This is a genomic window from Larkinella harenae, assembly GCF_054780515.1.
The window spans coordinates 829,014-846,074 of sequence record NZ_BAAGWE010000002.1 but is presented as its reverse complement, the minus strand read 5'-3'; the positions used below and the strand labels follow the sequence as shown (position 1 = coordinate 846,074).

At 52.4% G+C, this 17,061-nt stretch carries 13 protein-coding genes; 5 read left to right on the top strand and 8 right to left on the bottom strand.

All coding sequences use genetic code 11. The features are described from left to right. Positions 1-155: 155 nt before the first annotated feature. Positions 156-557 carry a methylmalonyl-CoA epimerase gene (gene mce, locus ACYVH9_RS14820; protein ID WP_460637139.1) on the top strand — a complete coding sequence of 134 codons (402 nt, stop codon included), beginning with the start codon at positions 156-158 and terminating at the stop codon, positions 555-557. 92 nt (positions 558-649) lie between these two features. On the opposite strand, the gene ACYVH9_RS14815 is transcribed toward mce, so the two are convergent. Then, the gene (locus ACYVH9_RS14815) at positions 650-1,840 is read right to left on the bottom strand and encodes a PQQ-dependent sugar dehydrogenase (RefSeq protein WP_460637138.1); all 1,191 of its coding nucleotides are present in this window, start codon (positions 1,838-1,840) and stop codon (positions 650-652) included. Between the two features lie 356 nt (positions 1,841-2,196). Between ACYVH9_RS14815 and ACYVH9_RS14810 the strand changes: the two genes are divergently transcribed. After that, positions 2,197-3,573, top strand: coding sequence for a cystathionine beta-synthase (locus ACYVH9_RS14810; protein ID WP_460637137.1), 1,377 nt, complete (start codon positions 2,197-2,199; stop codon positions 3,571-3,573). A 71-nt stretch (positions 3,574-3,644) separates the two neighbouring features. On the opposite strand, the gene rsgA is transcribed toward ACYVH9_RS14810, so the two are convergent. Genes rsgA through ACYVH9_RS14795 form a run of 3 tightly spaced genes read right to left on the bottom strand, consistent with a single transcriptional unit; the run spans position 3,645 to position 6,282 of the window. Further along, complete coding sequence (rsgA, locus tag ACYVH9_RS14805) at positions 3,645-4,571, bottom strand: ribosome small subunit-dependent GTPase A (RefSeq protein ID WP_460637136.1); 927 nt, start codon at positions 4,569-4,571, stop codon at positions 3,645-3,647. Positions 4,572-4,612: 41 nt separating this feature from the next. Further along, positions 4,613-5,011 (bottom strand): GxxExxY protein, encoded by a 399-nt coding sequence (locus tag ACYVH9_RS14800; protein WP_460637135.1) that lies wholly within the window; start codon positions 5,009-5,011, stop codon positions 4,613-4,615. Positions 5,012-5,037: 26 nt separating this feature from the next. Continuing rightward, the gene (locus ACYVH9_RS14795) at positions 5,038-6,282 is read right to left on the bottom strand and encodes a 3-deoxy-D-manno-octulosonic acid transferase (RefSeq protein WP_460637134.1); all 1,245 of its coding nucleotides are present in this window, start codon (positions 6,280-6,282) and stop codon (positions 5,038-5,040) included. A 54-nt stretch (positions 6,283-6,336) separates the two neighbouring features. On the opposite strand from ACYVH9_RS14795, the gene ACYVH9_RS14790 reads away from it, so the two are divergent. The 3 genes from ACYVH9_RS14790 (at position 6,337) to ACYVH9_RS14780 (ending at position 8,013) form a co-directional block, all read left to right on the top strand. Next, the gene (locus tag ACYVH9_RS14790; RefSeq protein WP_460637133.1) at positions 6,337-6,636 is read left to right on the top strand and encodes a phosphoribosylpyrophosphate synthetase; all 300 of its coding nucleotides are present in this window, start codon (positions 6,337-6,339) and stop codon (positions 6,634-6,636) included. 65 nt (positions 6,637-6,701) lie between these two features. Further along, positions 6,702-7,040 (top strand): bacillithiol system redox-active protein YtxJ, encoded by a 339-nt coding sequence (gene ytxJ, locus ACYVH9_RS14785; RefSeq protein WP_460637132.1) that lies wholly within the window; start codon positions 6,702-6,704, stop codon positions 7,038-7,040. A 208-nt stretch (positions 7,041-7,248) separates the two neighbouring features. Beyond that, complete coding sequence (locus ACYVH9_RS14780) at positions 7,249-8,013, top strand: GntR family transcriptional regulator (RefSeq protein ID WP_460637131.1); 765 nt, start codon at positions 7,249-7,251, stop codon at positions 8,011-8,013. Here ACYVH9_RS14780 and ACYVH9_RS14775 read toward each other — a convergent pair. The 4 genes from ACYVH9_RS14775 to ACYVH9_RS14760 form a co-directional block, all read right to left on the bottom strand. Next, positions 8,003-8,722: an SGNH/GDSL hydrolase family protein gene (locus tag ACYVH9_RS14775; protein WP_460637130.1), complete on the bottom strand. Its 720-nt coding sequence runs from the start codon at positions 8,720-8,722 to the stop codon at positions 8,003-8,005. The genes ACYVH9_RS14780 and ACYVH9_RS14775 overlap by 11 nt on opposite strands. 1 nt (position 8,723) lies before the next feature. Then, entirely contained in the window at positions 8,724-11,570 is a 2,847-nt protein-coding gene (locus ACYVH9_RS14770) for a glycosyl hydrolase (RefSeq protein ID WP_460637129.1), read from the bottom strand. After that, positions 11,567-14,404: a glycosyl hydrolase gene (locus tag ACYVH9_RS14765; protein ID WP_460637128.1), complete on the bottom strand. Its 2,838-nt coding sequence runs from the start codon at positions 14,402-14,404 to the stop codon at positions 11,567-11,569. Before ACYVH9_RS14765 ends, ACYVH9_RS14770 begins: the two co-directional genes overlap by 4 nt. A gap of 89 nt (positions 14,405-14,493) precedes the next feature. Then, positions 14,494-17,013, bottom strand: coding sequence for a hypothetical protein (locus ACYVH9_RS14760; RefSeq protein WP_460637127.1), 2,520 nt, complete (start codon positions 17,011-17,013; stop codon positions 14,494-14,496). Positions 17,014-17,061 lie beyond the last annotated feature (48 nt).

The following is a 17,061-nucleotide window of genomic DNA, read 5'->3' as shown; positions in this document are numbered from 1 at the left end:
AAACCGCGCACCGAAAAGAAAAGTTTCTTCGAAAACTCCGTTGAACCCTGTTTGTCTTTGCTTCACTCTGCGAAATAACTTTATAACTTGGACCTTAAAGTAAGTAACTGTTTCGCGGAGTTGAGCGGGCAATAGCAGAGATAAGCAGAGAAAGAATGACGAACGTAGAGCATATTGGCATTGCGGTGAAGAATCTGGCGGTTTCCAACGATCTGTTTACAACCTTGTTGGGCGCAAAACCGTATAAATTCGAAACCGTTGAGTCGGAAGGAGTAACAACCTCCTTCTTCAAAATAAACCAGACCAAAATTGAACTGCTGGAAGCTACCCGGCCCGACAGTCCGATTGCAAAGTTCCTGGAAAAAAAAGGGGAAGGCATTCACCACCTGGCGTTTGAGGTAGCGGATATTTACGCCGAAATCGAACGGCTGAAAGCCGAAGGGTTTACGCTACTGAACGAAACGCCCAAGCGGGGCGCCGACAACAAACTGGTCTGTTTTCTGCACCCCAAAGAAACAAACGGCGTGCTGGTGGAGCTGTGCCAGGAAATCCGCTGACAGGATTCAACGAAAACCGCCCCGGTTTTTCCAATTGGGCGGAAAGCCGGGGCGATTTGAAGAAGGTCAGCGGTTGATGGCCGGATCACGCTTTATTTTTTGTCAATCCGGTACAGACGTCCCTGGTCGGTAACGGCGTACAGAGCACCGTCTTTGCCCTGCGTTACATCCCGAAAACGCTGGGACTCACCCGCGAGCAGCCGTTCTTCACCCACTACTTTGTTGTTTTCAATCACCAGTCGGGCAATGTGCATTCCGCTCAATGAACCGACGAAGAGGTTGTTTTTCCACTCCGGAATGCGATTTCCGCTGTAAAACGTGATTCCGCTCGGAGAGATGGAGGGGTCCCAGTAATAAACCGGTTGTTCGAGACCTTCTTTCTGCTGGATACCTTCGCCTACTTTTTTGCCGCTGTACTCAATGCCGTACGTGATGGTTGGCCAGCCGTAGTTTTTGCCGGGCACAATGCGGTTGATCTCATCACCCCCGCGAGGACCAAATTCAGCCTCCCACAAATCGCCCGTAACCGGGTGGAAAGCAAGGCCCTGCACGTTCCGGTGACCGTATGAGTAGAGTTCAGGCCGGGCATCCGACTTGCCGGCAAATGGGTTGCCAGCGGCTGGTTTGCCCTCTTTCGTAATGCGAATAACTTTTCCCAGACCCGAATTGACCGACTGCGCCTGGGGCCGGGTTTCCAGATCCGACCGTTCGCCGGTGCTGATTACCAGGTTGCCGGATTTGTCAATCAGAATCCGACCGCCGTAATGCAGATTGCCTTTGAAAGCGGGCGTGGCCCGGTAAATAACCGTAGCGCCTTCAATCGTTTTTTCGTCGGCCGACAGTTTCCCTTTGGCCACTGCCGTCAGGTTGCCTTCGTCACCCTGCTCAGAAAATACCCAGTAAATCATGCGGTTTTTGGCGAAATCGGGATCAACCCGGACGCCCAGCAGGCCACCCTGACCCGCCGAATTTACCTTGGGAATACCCGTAATCGCTTCGCTTACTTTGCCGGCTGGCGTGGCGATGCGCATCGTGCCCGCTTTTTCGGTAATGAGCAGCCTGCCATCGGGTAGGCTCGTAATTCCCCACGGATTTTTCAGGGATTCTGCTACTACTTTGCCTTCGTAGCTGGTAGTTGATTTGACAGCCGCAATCCGGGTCTGGCCCGTAAAAGCCGACTTATAAGCCGAATTCGGTTCCTTGGTTTCTACCGAAGCGGTTTGACCAAAAGCCGTAAAGGCGAATGAAGTACAAGCGAGTGCCAGGATAATTCTGTTGCTCATTTTTTGTTTGGTTAGAATACTACAATAAAGTCTACTCGAAAGTAAGAAATGGTAACTTAAAAGCCGCTTCCGATTTGTTAAGGGACCTGATTCATCCGTGAATTCGATGAAAATTCCTTGTCGTAACGTTACTCCCCGGTAGATGGTTCGGTAAAATAATCGAATTGGATGGGCCCATTCTGGAAACCGCACCGGGGTACTCATGGACTGATTTTGCCGGTAAGATACCGAAAGCATAAATAGGGTATGCTTTTGCCCAAAATCTTTCGATCTTGTTGGCACCCAATGGGCAACCCATCAACCATTTTCGCGCGTTAGTCGTTACATTTCTAACGAACCACTAAACCACACAAACCATGAAGTATTACAATTCCATCATTGATACCATCGGCGACACACCGCTGGTGAAGCTTACCAAAGTCACCAAAGGAATCCGGGGAACGGTTTTGGCGAAAGTTGAGTATTTCAATCCTGGCAATTCGGTGAAAGATCGCATTGCCATCCGAATGATTGAGGATGCCGAGAAGGCCGGAATTCTTAAACCTGGTGGCACTATCATCGAAGGAACGAGTGGCAACACCGGTTTTGGACTAGCACTGGCGGCTATTGCCAAAGGGTACAAGTGTATTTTTACGATGGCTGATAAGCAATCGAAGGAGAAAATCGACATTCTGCGGGCGGTGGGCGCCGATGTGGTGGTTTGCCCGACCAACGTGGAGCCGGATGATCCACGATCGTATTATTCCGTAGCCAAGCGGCTGAACCGCGAAATCCCAAATTCGTTGTACCCCAATCAGTACGATAATCTTTCGAATACGGCGGCTCATTACGACACGACCGGTCCCGAAATCTGGCGCGATACTGAAGGGCAAATCACCCACTTTGCTGCGGGCGTCGGTACGGGCGGTACGATTTGTGGCACGGCCAAATTTTTGAAAGAACAGAATCCGGGCGTTGTGACGGTCGGAATTGACACCTACGGCTCGGTGTTCAAGAAATACAAGGAAACCGGTATTTTCGATGAGCGCGAGATTTACCCGTACCTGACCGAAGGGATTGGTGAAGACATTCTACCGCAGAATGTCGATTTTAACCTGATCGACCATTTCGTAAAAGTAACCGACAAAGACGCGGCCATCATGGCCCGGCGGCTTTCGCGGGAGGAAGGGCTCTTTGTGGGTTGGTCGACGGGCTCGGCGGTCCACGGGGCGCTGGAATGGGCGCGCGAGCACCTGACCGACGGCGATGTGATGGTGATTCTGCTGCCCGACCACGGCACGCGCTACCTCGCCAAGATCTATAACGATACTTGGATGAAAGACCACGGTTTTCTGGAATCCCGCGAGTTTTCGACGGCCCGCGACATCGTACGCAGTAAAAATGGCAACGGCGTGCTGACAACGGTGGGGCAGGAATTGAAAGTGGGGGAGGCCATCCGGCTGCTCAACCAGCACAGTATTTCCCAAATTCCGGTGACGGATACCGAAGGTGAAATTGTGGGCAGCCTGACCGACTCCACCATTCTAAATAAACTAATTGAGGACCCAACGGTGAAGGAATTGAGCGTGGGAGAGGTAATGGATAAACCGTTCAAATTTGTGGGGCTGGACAACACCGTGGATGTGCTGTCGTCGCTGATTGACCGTGATAACAAAGCCCTGCTCGTTCGCGATGAAAACCAGCAGGTTCACATCATTACGCAAGCGGACTTACTAGCCGCCATAACCAGTTAAGGATTAAAAGTTAAGAATTGGCTCCGCCGAGTACTTATCTAACGGGCGGAGCCAATTCTTAACTTTTAATTCTATTTCCTGTTGTCTTCGCCGGAAACCATGCCTAGGTAGCTCCAGTAACGGCTTTCAGCGATCTCTCCTTCGTTAACGGCTTCTTTGATGGCGCATCCGGGTTCGTTGATGTGCAAGCAGTTGTGGAACCGGCACTGATTCAGTCGATCGCGCATTTCGGGGAAGTAATGGCTGATTTCTTCTTTCTCCATGTCGGCCAGCCCCAGCTCCTTGATACCCGGTGTATCAATGATAAAGGTATTGGGCGCAATTTCGAACATCTCGGCGAAGGTCGTGGTGTGAACGCCCTTGTTGGCAAACGTGGAAACCTCGCTCGTGCGGAGTTGGAGATCCGGTGCTACGGCATTGACCAGCGACGATTTTCCGACCCCGGAATGGCCCGATAGCAGGCTGATTTTCTGATCGAGCAGATTGCGGAAAACTGCAACATTCGCCCCTTCCGTGGCCGAGGTTTCCAGACAGGCGTAGCCGATGGTTTCGTATAAGCCGATGATTTCCTGCTGGTAGTCCAGCGCTTCGTCTTTCAGGATATCGGCTTTGTTGAACACCAGCGTTGTGGGAATCCGGAACGACTCGGCGGCAACCAGAAACCGGTCGATAAAACCCAGTGACGTACGCGGAAAAGCCAGCGTAACAATCAGCACGGCCTGGTCGATGTTGGCGGCCAGAATGTGTCCGTGAGCGGTTTTGTGCACGGATTTACGAATGATGTAATTTTCGCGCGGTTCGATGTCGGTGATGACAACGGTATTTTCGAGTTCATCTTCCAGTTCGTACTGCACCCGGTCGCCCACAGCAATCGGGTTGGTAACTTTCAGGCCCTGGATCTTGAATTTGCCTTTTAGCCGGGCGCGGTAAATGTGTCCGTCTTCGTTGCGGACTTCGTACCAGGAGCCGGTGGAGCGTATGATTAAGCCAGTTTGCAAGGTTGGGCTATGGGTTGTTACACAGAGTTAATCAGAGAGCATCAGAGGTTATCAGAGGGTTTAAAAGCAGGATTGACAACTCGACGCACGCCATCTTTTAACAAAGTAACGTGAAAATTGATTAGTAAACCTAAATGAAAATGACCCAATTTGAGATAGGTTAGCGTTTGGGCAAGGTGCACATCCGTGAGTTGTTCAACGGTTTTTAGCTCTACAACAACTTTTCTTTCCACCAATAAATCCATTCGGTAGCCATGATCCAGTTTAACCTCTTTGTAAACAATTGGCATGGGCTTTTCCCGTTCAACAAATAACCCTGTTTTTGCCAATTCATACGCCAGACACTCCCGATAGGCAGACTCCAGCAAACCCGGTCCCAGTGCTCGATGCACCTCGATGGAAGACTGCAAAATTCGCTGCGAAATTTGATTCAAAAGCATCCCTGATAACCGCTGGTTTTCTCTGATTACCTCTGTGTAACAACCCTTGCTACCACTGACATCACTTTAGACGTAGCACCAATGTTCTGAGTAACGTAGTCGCCGGAAATAGCGGAGGCAACGGCAGGGTCCTCATAAAGCCGCCGAAAAACCGTATCGAGTTGCGCGGAATCAGTCACCGGAAAAGCCGCTCCGGCTTTCACCAGATCGACCGCTTCCTGAAACTTACCGTAGTTGGGGCCAAAAAACAACGGCATCCGGAACGTGGCCGCTTCCAGAATGTTATGCAGCCCCTTCCCGAACGCGCCCCCGATATAGGCAAACTCCCCGTACTGGTACAGCGACGACAGCATCCCGACGTTATCAATGATGAGCGTTTTAAAGGTAGAAAGCGCCGGGTGGTCAGCCGCTTCCGAAAACCGTACCGTCTGACCGGCGAGCTGGCCGCGCCAGCGTTCGATTTCGTCGTCGTGGATTTCGTGGGGGGCAATGATTACCTTCAAGGGTTGATCGAAGCGGTTCAGAAACGGAATCAGGACGTCCATGTCAGCCTGCCAGGCACTGCCAACCACCAGCAACGGTTGGGCATCCTTGAAGGTCCGGGCAACCAGAATGTCCTTTCGGGCATCGGCCACCTGCTTTACCCGGTCGAAGCGCGTATCGCCCGCCAAAGTCACGTTCGTCACACCAATGCGTTGCAGTAAGTCAACCGACTCCTGGTTCTGCACCAGAATATGATCGAAAAAACGGAGAAACGCGCGGTAAAAACCACCGTACGGCTTGAAAAAAATCTGGTCGGGCCGGAAAATTGCCGAAAACGACAGAATCGGAACCTGACGGTTTTTTAATTCCCGCAGGTAGTTGTACCAGAATTCGTACTTGATGAAAAACGCAATGGCCGGATTGACGAGTTGGACAAACTTTCGGGCGTTTTCGGGCGTGTCGAACGGCAGGTAAAAAATGAAGTCGGCACCGGCGTAGTTTTTCCGGACTTCGTAACCCGAGGGCGAAAAGAACGTGAGCAGAATTTTGTAGCCAGGATACTGTTGCCGAAAAACTTCGATAACCGGTCGACCCTGCTCGAATTCACCCAGTGAGGCCGCGTGAAACCAGGCAATAGGTGCTGCATTATCGGCCAATTTTGCGTTTATTTGTTTTATCCAGCCTTCTCGTCCCCGAATGGCCAGCCGGGCTTTGGGGTGAAACCGTGCCGCCATCTGAAGCGCGGCCTGGTATAGTCGGATGGAAGTATGATAGAGAGCAGAAAGCAATGCGAATGTGCGTTGGTTCGAAATCGTAAAATTACAAACTTAACTTATACCCGCATGCAAACGTACGACACGCTCGTCGAAGCCCTCGACGACCTGAGCAAAAAAGGTTATACGCTCGACTTTAATCTGGCCAATGATTGTCTGGTTTGTCGCAACAAGGACCTGCAACTCCGGCCCGAACAGTTTCAGATTGTGGATGTATACCGTTTTGAAGGGATGAGCAACCCGGACGATAACACGGTTTTGTACGCCATCGAATCAAAGGACGGCCAGAAGGGAACGCTCGTCAGTGCCTACGGGCCGTATGCCGATGAGATGTCGGGCGAGATGGTAGAGAAATTGAAAATTGCCTGATTCTGAACGAAACTTTTTTTGCGCTATCCGGCTTATAGGCTCGTAGTTACGTGTGAACAAGCATCATGAACTGGAACAAACTGCAAGACAACACCCAATTAGACCAAATCAAGCAAGAGTCGGCCGAACAGCCGGTATTGATTTTCAAGCACAGCACGCGCTGCTCGATAAGTTCAGCGGCTTTGAGCCGGATGGAACGCAACTGGAACGATTCGGCGGGCATCAAACCGTACTACCTGGATCTGATTGCGTTTCGGTCGATCTCCAATCAAATTGCCGACGACTTTGGCGTAGACCATCAGTCACCGCAGGTGCTGTTGATTCAGAACGGCGAATGCATTTATGATGCCTCTCATTTCGACATCTCGTTCGACGACGTAAAACAACAGGTCGTTTCGGCCTGAGGTTTTGATAGTCGATTTTTAAAAACGCCTGATCGTACCCGGTCAGGCATTTTTGTTCAAATGATGAACTAGGGACGCTGAACAGTGGCTGGCGGCCGTGCAATTCATAATTCAATTTGGTGCTTTGGTTAAGACTCCCGTACTTTAAGTTACGGATTTATCGGATCTATTTTGTCAGCGATAACCCGGTTTACTAGGCACCAGCAAAATGAAATCAAAGTTCATTTCGATCAGCGATAGCATTATCGAAAAGATCAAAACCGGCGAATTGCAGCCGGGCGACCAGATTCCTTCCGAAAATGAATTAATCAAGCACTTCAATATCAGTAACACCACCGCCCGGAAAGCGCTGCTCGAAATCGAATCAAAAGGCTGGGCCAAACGGATCAAAGGGAAAGGAACCTACGTATTAAACCGCACGGTCGATCATCACTTAATTCGGACCCTGGGCTCGATCTACGCGACCCGGCGCGGTTTTCACGATAGTCTGATTGCGGAAGGATTTACCCCCAAAAACATCGTTCTGGAAAAAACGATTCTGGAAGAAGGGATTTCGTCGGAAATAAACGGACGGCATTTTATCATCGACGGCCCGGTCATGAAACTGCATCAACTCCGGTACGCCGACGATTTACTGATCAAGGACGAAGTGAAATACATTTCGCTGAATCTGTGCCCGAAAATCAACCGAATTCCTACCGAAGTATCGTATTTCAAGGTCTACGAAAACGAGTATCACCTGAAAATTACGGAGGTGCAGCAGACGCTGGCGGTGACGATCATGCAGCCGAATACCAACAATTTTGAGCTTACGAAGCCAACCCCGGCTTTTGTGCTGGACAGCGCGGTGATTTGTACCGGCGAAAAAGTCGTCGAAATCGAGCGGTCCTTTTACCACGGTGAGAAGTATAAATTTGCCGTGATCGCCAGCCCCGACCACGATCACCGTCCCGCCAATCCAATTACTTCCTGAACCATTTCAGAAGTTCATTCGCAATCAGCTGGTGTCCGGCCAGATTGGGGTGGTTTACGTGCGACATGTACTTGACCAACTCACCTTTTGCCGTTACTTTTTTAAACTGGGCGTACGAATCGACCAGCCCGATCTGGTGCGTTTCGGCCAGTTGAATGATCTGATTGGTGTGCTGCTCCAGCGGGTTTCCAGCCGCCAGAATATCCACCCGCTGGTCGGGTGAGGGCGTCAGCAGAATGAGTTTGATGTTCTGGGCCAGCGCCGACTGAATCATTTTCTCCCAGGCTTCCTTCGACTTTTCCAGTCCCGCTCCCCGGTCGTTCAGCGCGTAGTCAATAAACAGGACATCGGGTTTGTGAACGAGCACGTCGCGCTCAAACCGTTCCTGCCCTTTCACGGAGTTTTCGCCCCCGATGGCCGTTACGATCACGTTGATCACGGCGTACGGATACTGTTTTTTGAGTTCGGTCAGCACCAGATTCGGGTAGGATTCCAGCGTGTGAACCTCGTGGTTGTGCCAGTAGCCCGCGGGCACCGAATGCCCGTGAAAAACCAGGTTGATGGTCCGGTTTTTAGGCCATTGAACGTCCAGCTCTTTTTTCAATTCGGCCAGATACGTGTCCGGGTTGGCCCTTGACGGTTTCTGGGCTTGTACGGTTTTGGGAATACCCAACAAAAGAAGGAAAAGGCACGGGAAAAGAAAGCGCATCTTACGGGGTTTGTTTTAAGGTTTGAATGGTTACGGGTCCGAGCAATCCCGATGGAATCAGGGGCACCTGTTTCCAGGGCGTGCCTTTGTAGCCGATGGATACGTTGGTTTTGGTGAACGTTTCTCCGGTGATGGCGTCGCCCGTCAGCCGGTTCGACCAGGTGTTGGCAACTTCCACTTTCAGCGTGTTTTCCCCCGGTTTTATGTACTTCGTAATATCGAATCGATACGGTTCAGCCCAGGCGATGCCCAGGTGTTGACCGTTCAGCCAGACATCGGCAATTTCCGAGATTTGCCCCAAATCTAAATAAACCCGCTCGTTGCGCAAGGAGTCAACGGGCGATGAAAACGAAAACGTTTTCTGGTAGGTGCCAATGCCGGAAAAATAGCGGATTCCCGGGATTTCGGAGTCCGTCCAGGAGGTCAGCCGGGGAAAGGTGGTGGCTGCGGGTGCTCCCCAGTTCTTTGGGAAAAAAATCTGCCACGGACCTGTCAGCTCCTGGGTAGTGATAGCGCTCTTGAGCGGTTTTCCGGTGGCTTTGTTTGGGCCCAGAAGTGAAAACGACCCGGCCTGGAAAAACCGGATGCCGGTGGGGGTATACTCAAATGGAGGCACCGATTGGGCCGCGGCAAAACCGCTGTAACGCGGGGCGGCTTTGGCTTTTTTGAAAACGATAAAACAGGAACCGTAGGGCGCGAGGGTCAATGGCAGGCGGGTTTCGTCCTGCTCCTGCTTATAAATCGAAATGGGCGTGATGCCCCCCGTAACCGGGTTCCAGAATTCCGGCGCTTTGCCCGTTTGCCGGAACGAGCAATTCGTTGAAAACCACGTATTCGTGTTGTTTCGGATCAGGTAATAATCCGTGTCCTGCTGCCGGTAATGAACATAATCGAGCGTGGAGTCGACCGAATTGGGATAACTAAAGTCGGGTCCGATGTTTCGCTTTTTCAGGTGCGCCAACGGCATTTCTGCCGAAAACCGAGGACCACTGATCACCGCTCCTTTCCTGGCCAGTTCGTTCAGTTTTTTCAAAATGGCGGGCGGTAGGGTCGCTGTACCACCCAGCGCCAGCACGCTGAAAGTAGCACCGTTCGACAAGCTTAATTTGCCGTTTTTGACGCTCAGGTCGTTGAGCAGAATGTCCGTGTTGATGATTTCGTAATCATAACCCGGCCCCACCCGAAACCGGGTATTTTTGGGCGGCACGAAATTGGGAACGTCATCCCCGTAATAATAGAGTACATCGGCCACGAAATCCGTGTTTTGCAAGACATGCGAAATCCGGCCCAGGTACTCGTTGAACGGTTTGACTTTCGACCACCAGGTTTGCTGGGTGTTTACGTGCGTTCCGGCCCCGTAGACGATACCGGGAAAAATACCCGCATCCGGGTTGTGGCTGAACCCGTGAATGACCACCCGGTTCATGCCCTCGCAGAACGCCCGGTCCGCAATGGATTTAAGGTCAAACGGGCCTTCCTGCCAGTGGTGAAAACTCGTAAACGACTCTTCTTCCACCATCCGGCGCTTGTAAATATGGGCGGCTGCGGCCACCTCCTTCACCAGCCACATGATGTCTACGCTGTCGGTATCGTAATAATGGTACCGGCTCCAGAACTCCCCGCGCGGCACGTCCAGCGCCCCCAGTGCCTTGAGGGTTTCAACCGGCACGTTGTGCAGCGGAGGACCGGGGCCACCTGCTTCCGACGCGATCAGTAAACCGTATTGATTCGCAATCTCCCGACCTTTCCGGTAGTGGTTCTGAATCATCAGCTCCGATAACGTTCGGTTGAAATCCTGCCGAAACCGGGCGGTTTGCGCGGGATTTAGAACGGTTTTATCGAAAAGAATCGGCAGGAATTTATCGATGGAATACCCGTTTAGTTTACGAAAAGCCGCAGGCAGGGATGGTGTCCAGACAAATCCGGTGGCTTCGTAACTCGCCAGATACAGGGTTTTTAAAGCGGATTGCCGGAAGTCACCCACCAGGGGTTGAAGCTGGTCGATGAAATACTGGAAATGCGCCCGGGTGGCCGACGAATCAAAATGATCGATAATGGGGCCCATTGACTTAGGGCTGGGCAGCTTCAAAGGTTCGCCCGAATTGGAACAAACGTACCGGTGAACCTCCCATTTCCCGGCCGGAACTTTCCAGTTCAACTGCTCGGTTTTCGGATCAAAATAGCGGGAAAGCGAAAGAATTCGGGTTGTATCCAGAGAACCGTTCGACTCCCCAACCGGCAAGGCTACAACGGCAATTTCCTGGTGAAAAACCGGTTTGCCATCCGCCCCGAATTGGATGAGGAGCGGTTTTCCCTTGGCGTCGGTTTTCGGAATAGCGGGGAAGGCCAACCGAATGGGTTGACCGGATGAACCCGCAACGATCTGTTTCGAAACGTAAATCGACTTGGCCGCGTGTTGGGGCGTAATCCAGCTACCGCCCGCATTCCAGCTGCTCGACAAATTCAGGCCGACTTCCATGCCGAGCCGCTTGGCTTCCCGCAGAACCATTTCAATGGCTTTCAGGGATTCCGGGCCCATAAAGGCGGGTCCCGCCTTTACCAGGTTGCCGGGGTTGTTGTACGCCGGAACGCCAATGTCAAAGATATCGACACCTCCGATCCCGGCTTCTTTCATCGCCCGGATTTCAACTTTCAATTGGGTTGTATCGACGTGTCCGTTTAGCCACCACCAATACGTTTTGGGCCGGGCCTGCGTGGGCGGGTTTTGAAAACCGTTTCGGATTGATTGGTTGGTAACGGTTTGCCCCGGTGCCGAAACCGCCAAGAACAGCAGAACGAAGCCAAGCAGGTAGGGAAGGACGCGATTGGTCAGGGCCATCATGTTCATCGAACGGTTTTTAACGTTTGAATCGTGACCGGTCCCAGCAATCCAGACTTAATCAGGGGTAGCTCGGCCCAGGGGACCAGGTTTTTGTTCGCCTTGGTAATGTTGGTTTTGGTAAACTTCTCGCCGGTGATGGCGTCGCCCGTTAGCCGGTTCGACCAGGTGTTGGCGATTTCTACCCGTAGTGTATTGTCTCCCGGCTTAACCAGATCGGTAATGTCGTAGCGATAAGGCGGTGTCCACCTGATTCCCAACGGCTGGTTGTTAAACCATACATCGCCTACTTCCGAGAGGTCGCCCAAATCGAGGTAAACGCGCTGATTTTGCGCTGCGTTGACGGCCGGTTGGTACGCAAACGTTTTTTGGTAGGTAGCCGTCCCGGAAAAATAGCGAATCCCTTTCTGGTCGGACTCCGTCCAGGAAATGAGCTTGGGAAAGGTTGCGGATTCGGGTGCTCCCCAGCCTTTGGGGAACGTGAGTTGCCACGGCCCTTGCAGGCTTACCGCGGGCAAGCTGTTGTCAATTTGCTCAAACCCGTTTTCTTTTTTTAGTTCGAACAACCCTTTCTCCAGAAACACCAGCCCATTCGGACTAAACGCCAGATGGGGCGGATTTGGGCCGGGGCCCTTGACTTCCTGGTAATGATTTGGAGCCTTTTCTTTGGAAAAAACCACGAAATAAGAGCCGTAGGGCGGTAGCGAAATGGGCAACTGGGTGCGTCCTTCCTGTTGCTTATAGATCGTCACCGGAGCGGTTTGGCCGGTAACTGGGTCCCAGATTTCGGGGGTCTTATCCGATTGCCGGAACCAGCCATTGCGCGAAACCCACTGGTTGGTGGTGTTGCGGATTAGGTAAAAATCCACTTCACCGGCCCGGTAATGAATGTGGTCCAATGGCGTTTCGCGCTGGTCCGCTTTCTGGTCGGCGTAGCTGAAATCCGGTAATACCTTTAGTTCTCGTAAAGTTGGCAAAGCCGGTTTGCGGTCAATCAGTTTAGCCCCCTGCGCGGCTAACTTTTCCAGCTTTTGGCGTACCTCCGGCGGAGTTCGGCCTTCGGCTCCGATGCTCAGGACCTTGTATCGTCCGACGCCCGGCAGCACCCATTCGCCGTTTTCGACGGTCAAATCCCGCATCAGGACCTCGGTATTGATGACTTCGTAATCGTACCCCGGCCCGACGACAAACCGGGTATTTTTGGGTGGAATCAGGTTCGGAACGTTGTCACCGTAATAATGCAGCACATCGGCCACAAAGGTGGTTTTTTGCAGGATGTACGAAATCCGGCTCAGATAGTCGTTGAACGGTTTGATTTTCGGCCACCATGTATTCCGGTCGTTGTAGTGTGTCCCGGCAAAATAGGCGATGCCCGGATGCCCCATTTCGGCCGGATTGTGCGGGAAACCGTGAATCACCAGTCGGTTCATTCCTTCGCAAAACGCCCGGTCGGCAATGACTTTCAGGTCAGACGGACCTTCCTGCCAGTCCCAATAACTCGTGAATGACTCTTCTTCGACAATGCCGCGTTTGTAGAGGTGCGAAGCGGCCGCGATTTCCTTCACCAGCCAGATCATATCTACCAGACTATCCTTGTCGTTTTCCATAAAGAATTCCCGGTTATACCAGAATTCGCCCCGTGGCACGTCCAGCGCCCCCAGCGCCTTGAGGGTTTCAACCGGAATGTGGTGCAAATGGCCGGGGCCACCCGATTCCGAGATGATTTGCAAGCCGTGGGCGTTGCAGATTTCCTTCGATTTCCGGTAATGGTTGTTGATCATCAACTCCGACAGGGTTTTGTTGAAATCAAACTGAAAAGCCTCAGCCATGGCCGTTGAATACCACTCCTTGTTGAAAATGGCGGGCAGAAATTTATAAAGATCATAGCCGTGCAGGTCTCGAAAGGCTGCGGGTAACGTGGGCGTCCAGGTAAATTCCTTGGCTTCGTAACTGGCCAGATACAGGTTTTTTAGCGCCGATTTACTGAAATCGCCCACCCGGGGCTTCAGCCGGTCGATGAAGTACATGACGTGCATCCGGGTGGCCGTCGAATCGAAATGGTCAATGATTGGGCCGACCGAATTGGGCGTTGGGCGAATCAGTTGTTCCCCCGAATTCGAGCAAATGTACCGGTAAATATCCCAGGCACCCGCCGGTGCTTTCCAGTTCAACTGCTCGGTTTTCGGATCGAAAAAGGCCGTTACATTGATGATGGTTGCCGTATCCAGTGCTGCGGTCTGACCGGCGGGCAGGGCAATAACGGCGATTTCCTCATAATAAGCTGGTTTCCCGTTCGGACCGTAAAGGATGGGCCGTGGCTTGCCTTTTTTGTCCGGGGTAATAGTTGGGAAGGGAAGTTTTAAGGGCTGGGTACCGGCGGTTTTAAGCTCAGTTTTGGAGTAGTAAATGGTTTTGGCTGCGTGCTGGGGTTTCACCCAGCTGCCCCCCGCGTTCCAACTGCTGGCCATATTCAAGCCCACTTCCAGGCCCAGCTTTCCGGCCTCCCGAATCGCCAAGTGAATGTTCTCAACCGACTCATCGCTCATGAAGGCCGGGCCCGCCGGAATAATCCCGTTCGGATCACTGGCCGGTGGCAAACCGATCTCAAACAGATCCACTCCGCCCAGACCCGCGTTTTTGATGGCTACCAGCTCTTCCTTCAGCCGTAGGGTATCTACGTAGCCATTCAGCCACCACCAGTATACTTTAGGTCGGGCCGAGATGGGCGGATTCTGAAAGTTTTCTTGTAAGGTCGCGTAGCTCACGGTTTCGGCTTCAGGCTTATTGCAGGAAAGCAACAGAACCGTTAATCCGAAACCCAGCAGGGAGGATAGGAATTTCATAACAGGAGGTTTAGGAGTCGACAAGTAGGTCTAATACCAACCAAACCCAAACCTTGAGCCGGATGTCAGGATTGGGTTCGGCAAAAGAATTACCAGAACGCGGTCAGCGTCCCGGTCACGTTTTCGACGACGTAGTGTTTGCCCCATTTCGAATCACCGGCTTTGAACGCCGTTTTGCCGCTTTTCCACGGATAATTGACGTTGGTGTAAACGTGCAGACCCGCATCCGTCACGTCGTCGTCCGGGTAAATCCGAACCGTCGCGTTTTTGAGGCCCGTCAGCCGGACGCAGCGCTTCATCCGCTGTACCCCCGAGGTCATTTCCTGGCACGACACGATACCCTCGGGTTGCTCGACGAAAAACCGGCTTTCGCGGTGCCAGGCTTTGGGCAGGTTGTACACAGAATACCCTTTCTCCAGTTCTGTTTCGTAGCCCGTCAGCAGGGGAGCGCCCTGTGGCATCCTGAACCGGTGAGTGAGCGTTGTATTGGGGCAATACCCCGACAGAAAAAAACCGTTGCTACCCCGCGAAATAGCCAGCACCGGATTTTTTACGCCCGGATTTCGTTTGTCGATCCGGTAATCCAGACCAAATTCCTTGAGCACGTACCGCATCAGCAGCGGCCCGGTGAACAGCTGTTCGGGATCATCCGGCGTCAGCAGTTTTCCCCCCGTGAATTTGCTGGAGTTGGTACCGCGTACATAGGCCACTTGACCGCCTTTCCAGTCGGTTTTTGTGCGAACCCACACCACATCCCGCTCGTTGCTGCCCTGCGTCATTTTGGCCAGCACCCTGGTTTCCTTATCGGCTTTGTTTTTCACCTGCGTCGCCACTCCACCACCCGAAAAAAGCGTCTGATGTACGATTTTAGTAGGATATGGTTTGGTGAGCTGATCCAGGGTAATGGATGAATTGATCTGAAATTCCCCTTCGATGGGCTTGCCGTTTTGCAGGTTGAGTAAATTCAGAAAAGCCGTCCCGGCGTGATCGGCGGGCCCGTAAACCAGCAGTTTGCCGCCGTTTTCCACGAAACGGATCAGTGCTTTTTCCTGTGCCGAACCCGCTTCGGGCACAATGCTAACCAGTATTGACTGGTTGAAATACGCCGGTTGAGCAGCCAGGACCTTCTGAAAGGAGCCGGTGGAAATAACGGTATTGAGCGGAAAACCGTTGTTGATGGCCTGACGAATCAGCCAGTCGCCGTAATAAATTTCTGAAAGCCGTTCCGGTTGTTTGTAGGCCCAGTCGTGGTATTCATCGAACGGATAAACCCAAACCAGCGGCCCCGGCGCCGTGGGGGCGTCGTACCGGGCTTTCAGAATGTGGGGAGTTACTTCGTCGGGCACCTGCGTGGGCAGTTCGCCGTACGAGTTATCCGCCGTCAGGAAATTCAGGTGGGTCGGCAGCCGGATTTCGCCTTTGGCGTTGATGCGGGCCACGGCCATCGGTAAATAAATATCGTGGGGTTCCTGACCGTACCGATCCATCCACGGGCTGTTGACCCACCACGGATCGTGGGTGTAATAGCGGAACAGATACCGTTCGTCGGGCAGTTCGGCCATGCGCGACATGTATCCGACTAATTCCAACCCAAAATCACCGTCGAGGGCAGCCCAGGGCGAATTGGGCGGAGGCAGCATGTTGTAGTTTCCGTGGTAAATCTGCTTGAGATCGACGCCATCCCGCGCCAGATCCGCCCCAGTGGAAAGGTTGGTGCCGCGCGTCTGAATTTGGTACTCAGGGCATTCTTTCCGAAACAGTTTCCAGAAGTCCGCGATCAAATTCTTGGTGCTGGCCAGTTTTTCCGGCAGAAATTCCTTGCCCGTAAAGGTGGCACCCGTCGACGACCAGCCTTCAACCCCGAAGCCAAAACCGTTGCTGAACCAGATGTAATCGTAGCCCAAATCCTTCAGAAAATGCTGGCTTTGCCGACCGAAAAACGTACCGAACGGCGTATTGGCCGGAATGCCTTTCGGAAAACCAGCGTAGGAGTCTGAATCCGCGTTCAGGGTTGAATAGCAACTCACAAACGACTTATGCCCCATCGCGTTGCCGCCCAGGATCTCGGGGTGTTTTTTGTACTTGAACTCCGACTTGGCAAACTCCGGACCGGGGTCGAAGGTAGCGCCGATCAGGACAGGTTTGCCGGTAATTTTCCGACCGGTTTCTTTGAGCGTTTGAATAATGTATTTCAGATCACCGTAGGTAAAGGCGGGCGGATTTTCCATGTACAGATACGCCCGTTCGTGCAGCGATAAGTCTTTCGGGCCCGAACCCACCTCGTGTGCCGTGTTCGGGTTGCCGATGTACCTTGCCCATTCCAGTGACTGCTTCAGATCGCCCTTGTAGTCAAGAATCTCCGAGCCATCGGACGTCCAGAGCATCACCGAAACCGTATCGGTATGCCGCAGCAAGGCGTGCCACTGGGTAAAAAGCTCGGTGGCAACCTGCTGAATATAAGCCTTGTCGTTCTTCTTGAACGGTTTGAGCGAAGCTTCCAGCGTAATGTTGTTGAACGGCTTTCCCTTCAGGGTGGAGTTGTCGAGGTTTGGGGTTTCTAGAGATACAAAACCGCACAGGAATAAGGTTAGGAGGATGATTGGGCGCATTTCAAAATGAGTTTTTCGCGAGTTTCGCGGAGTTTTATAGAGTTTAGC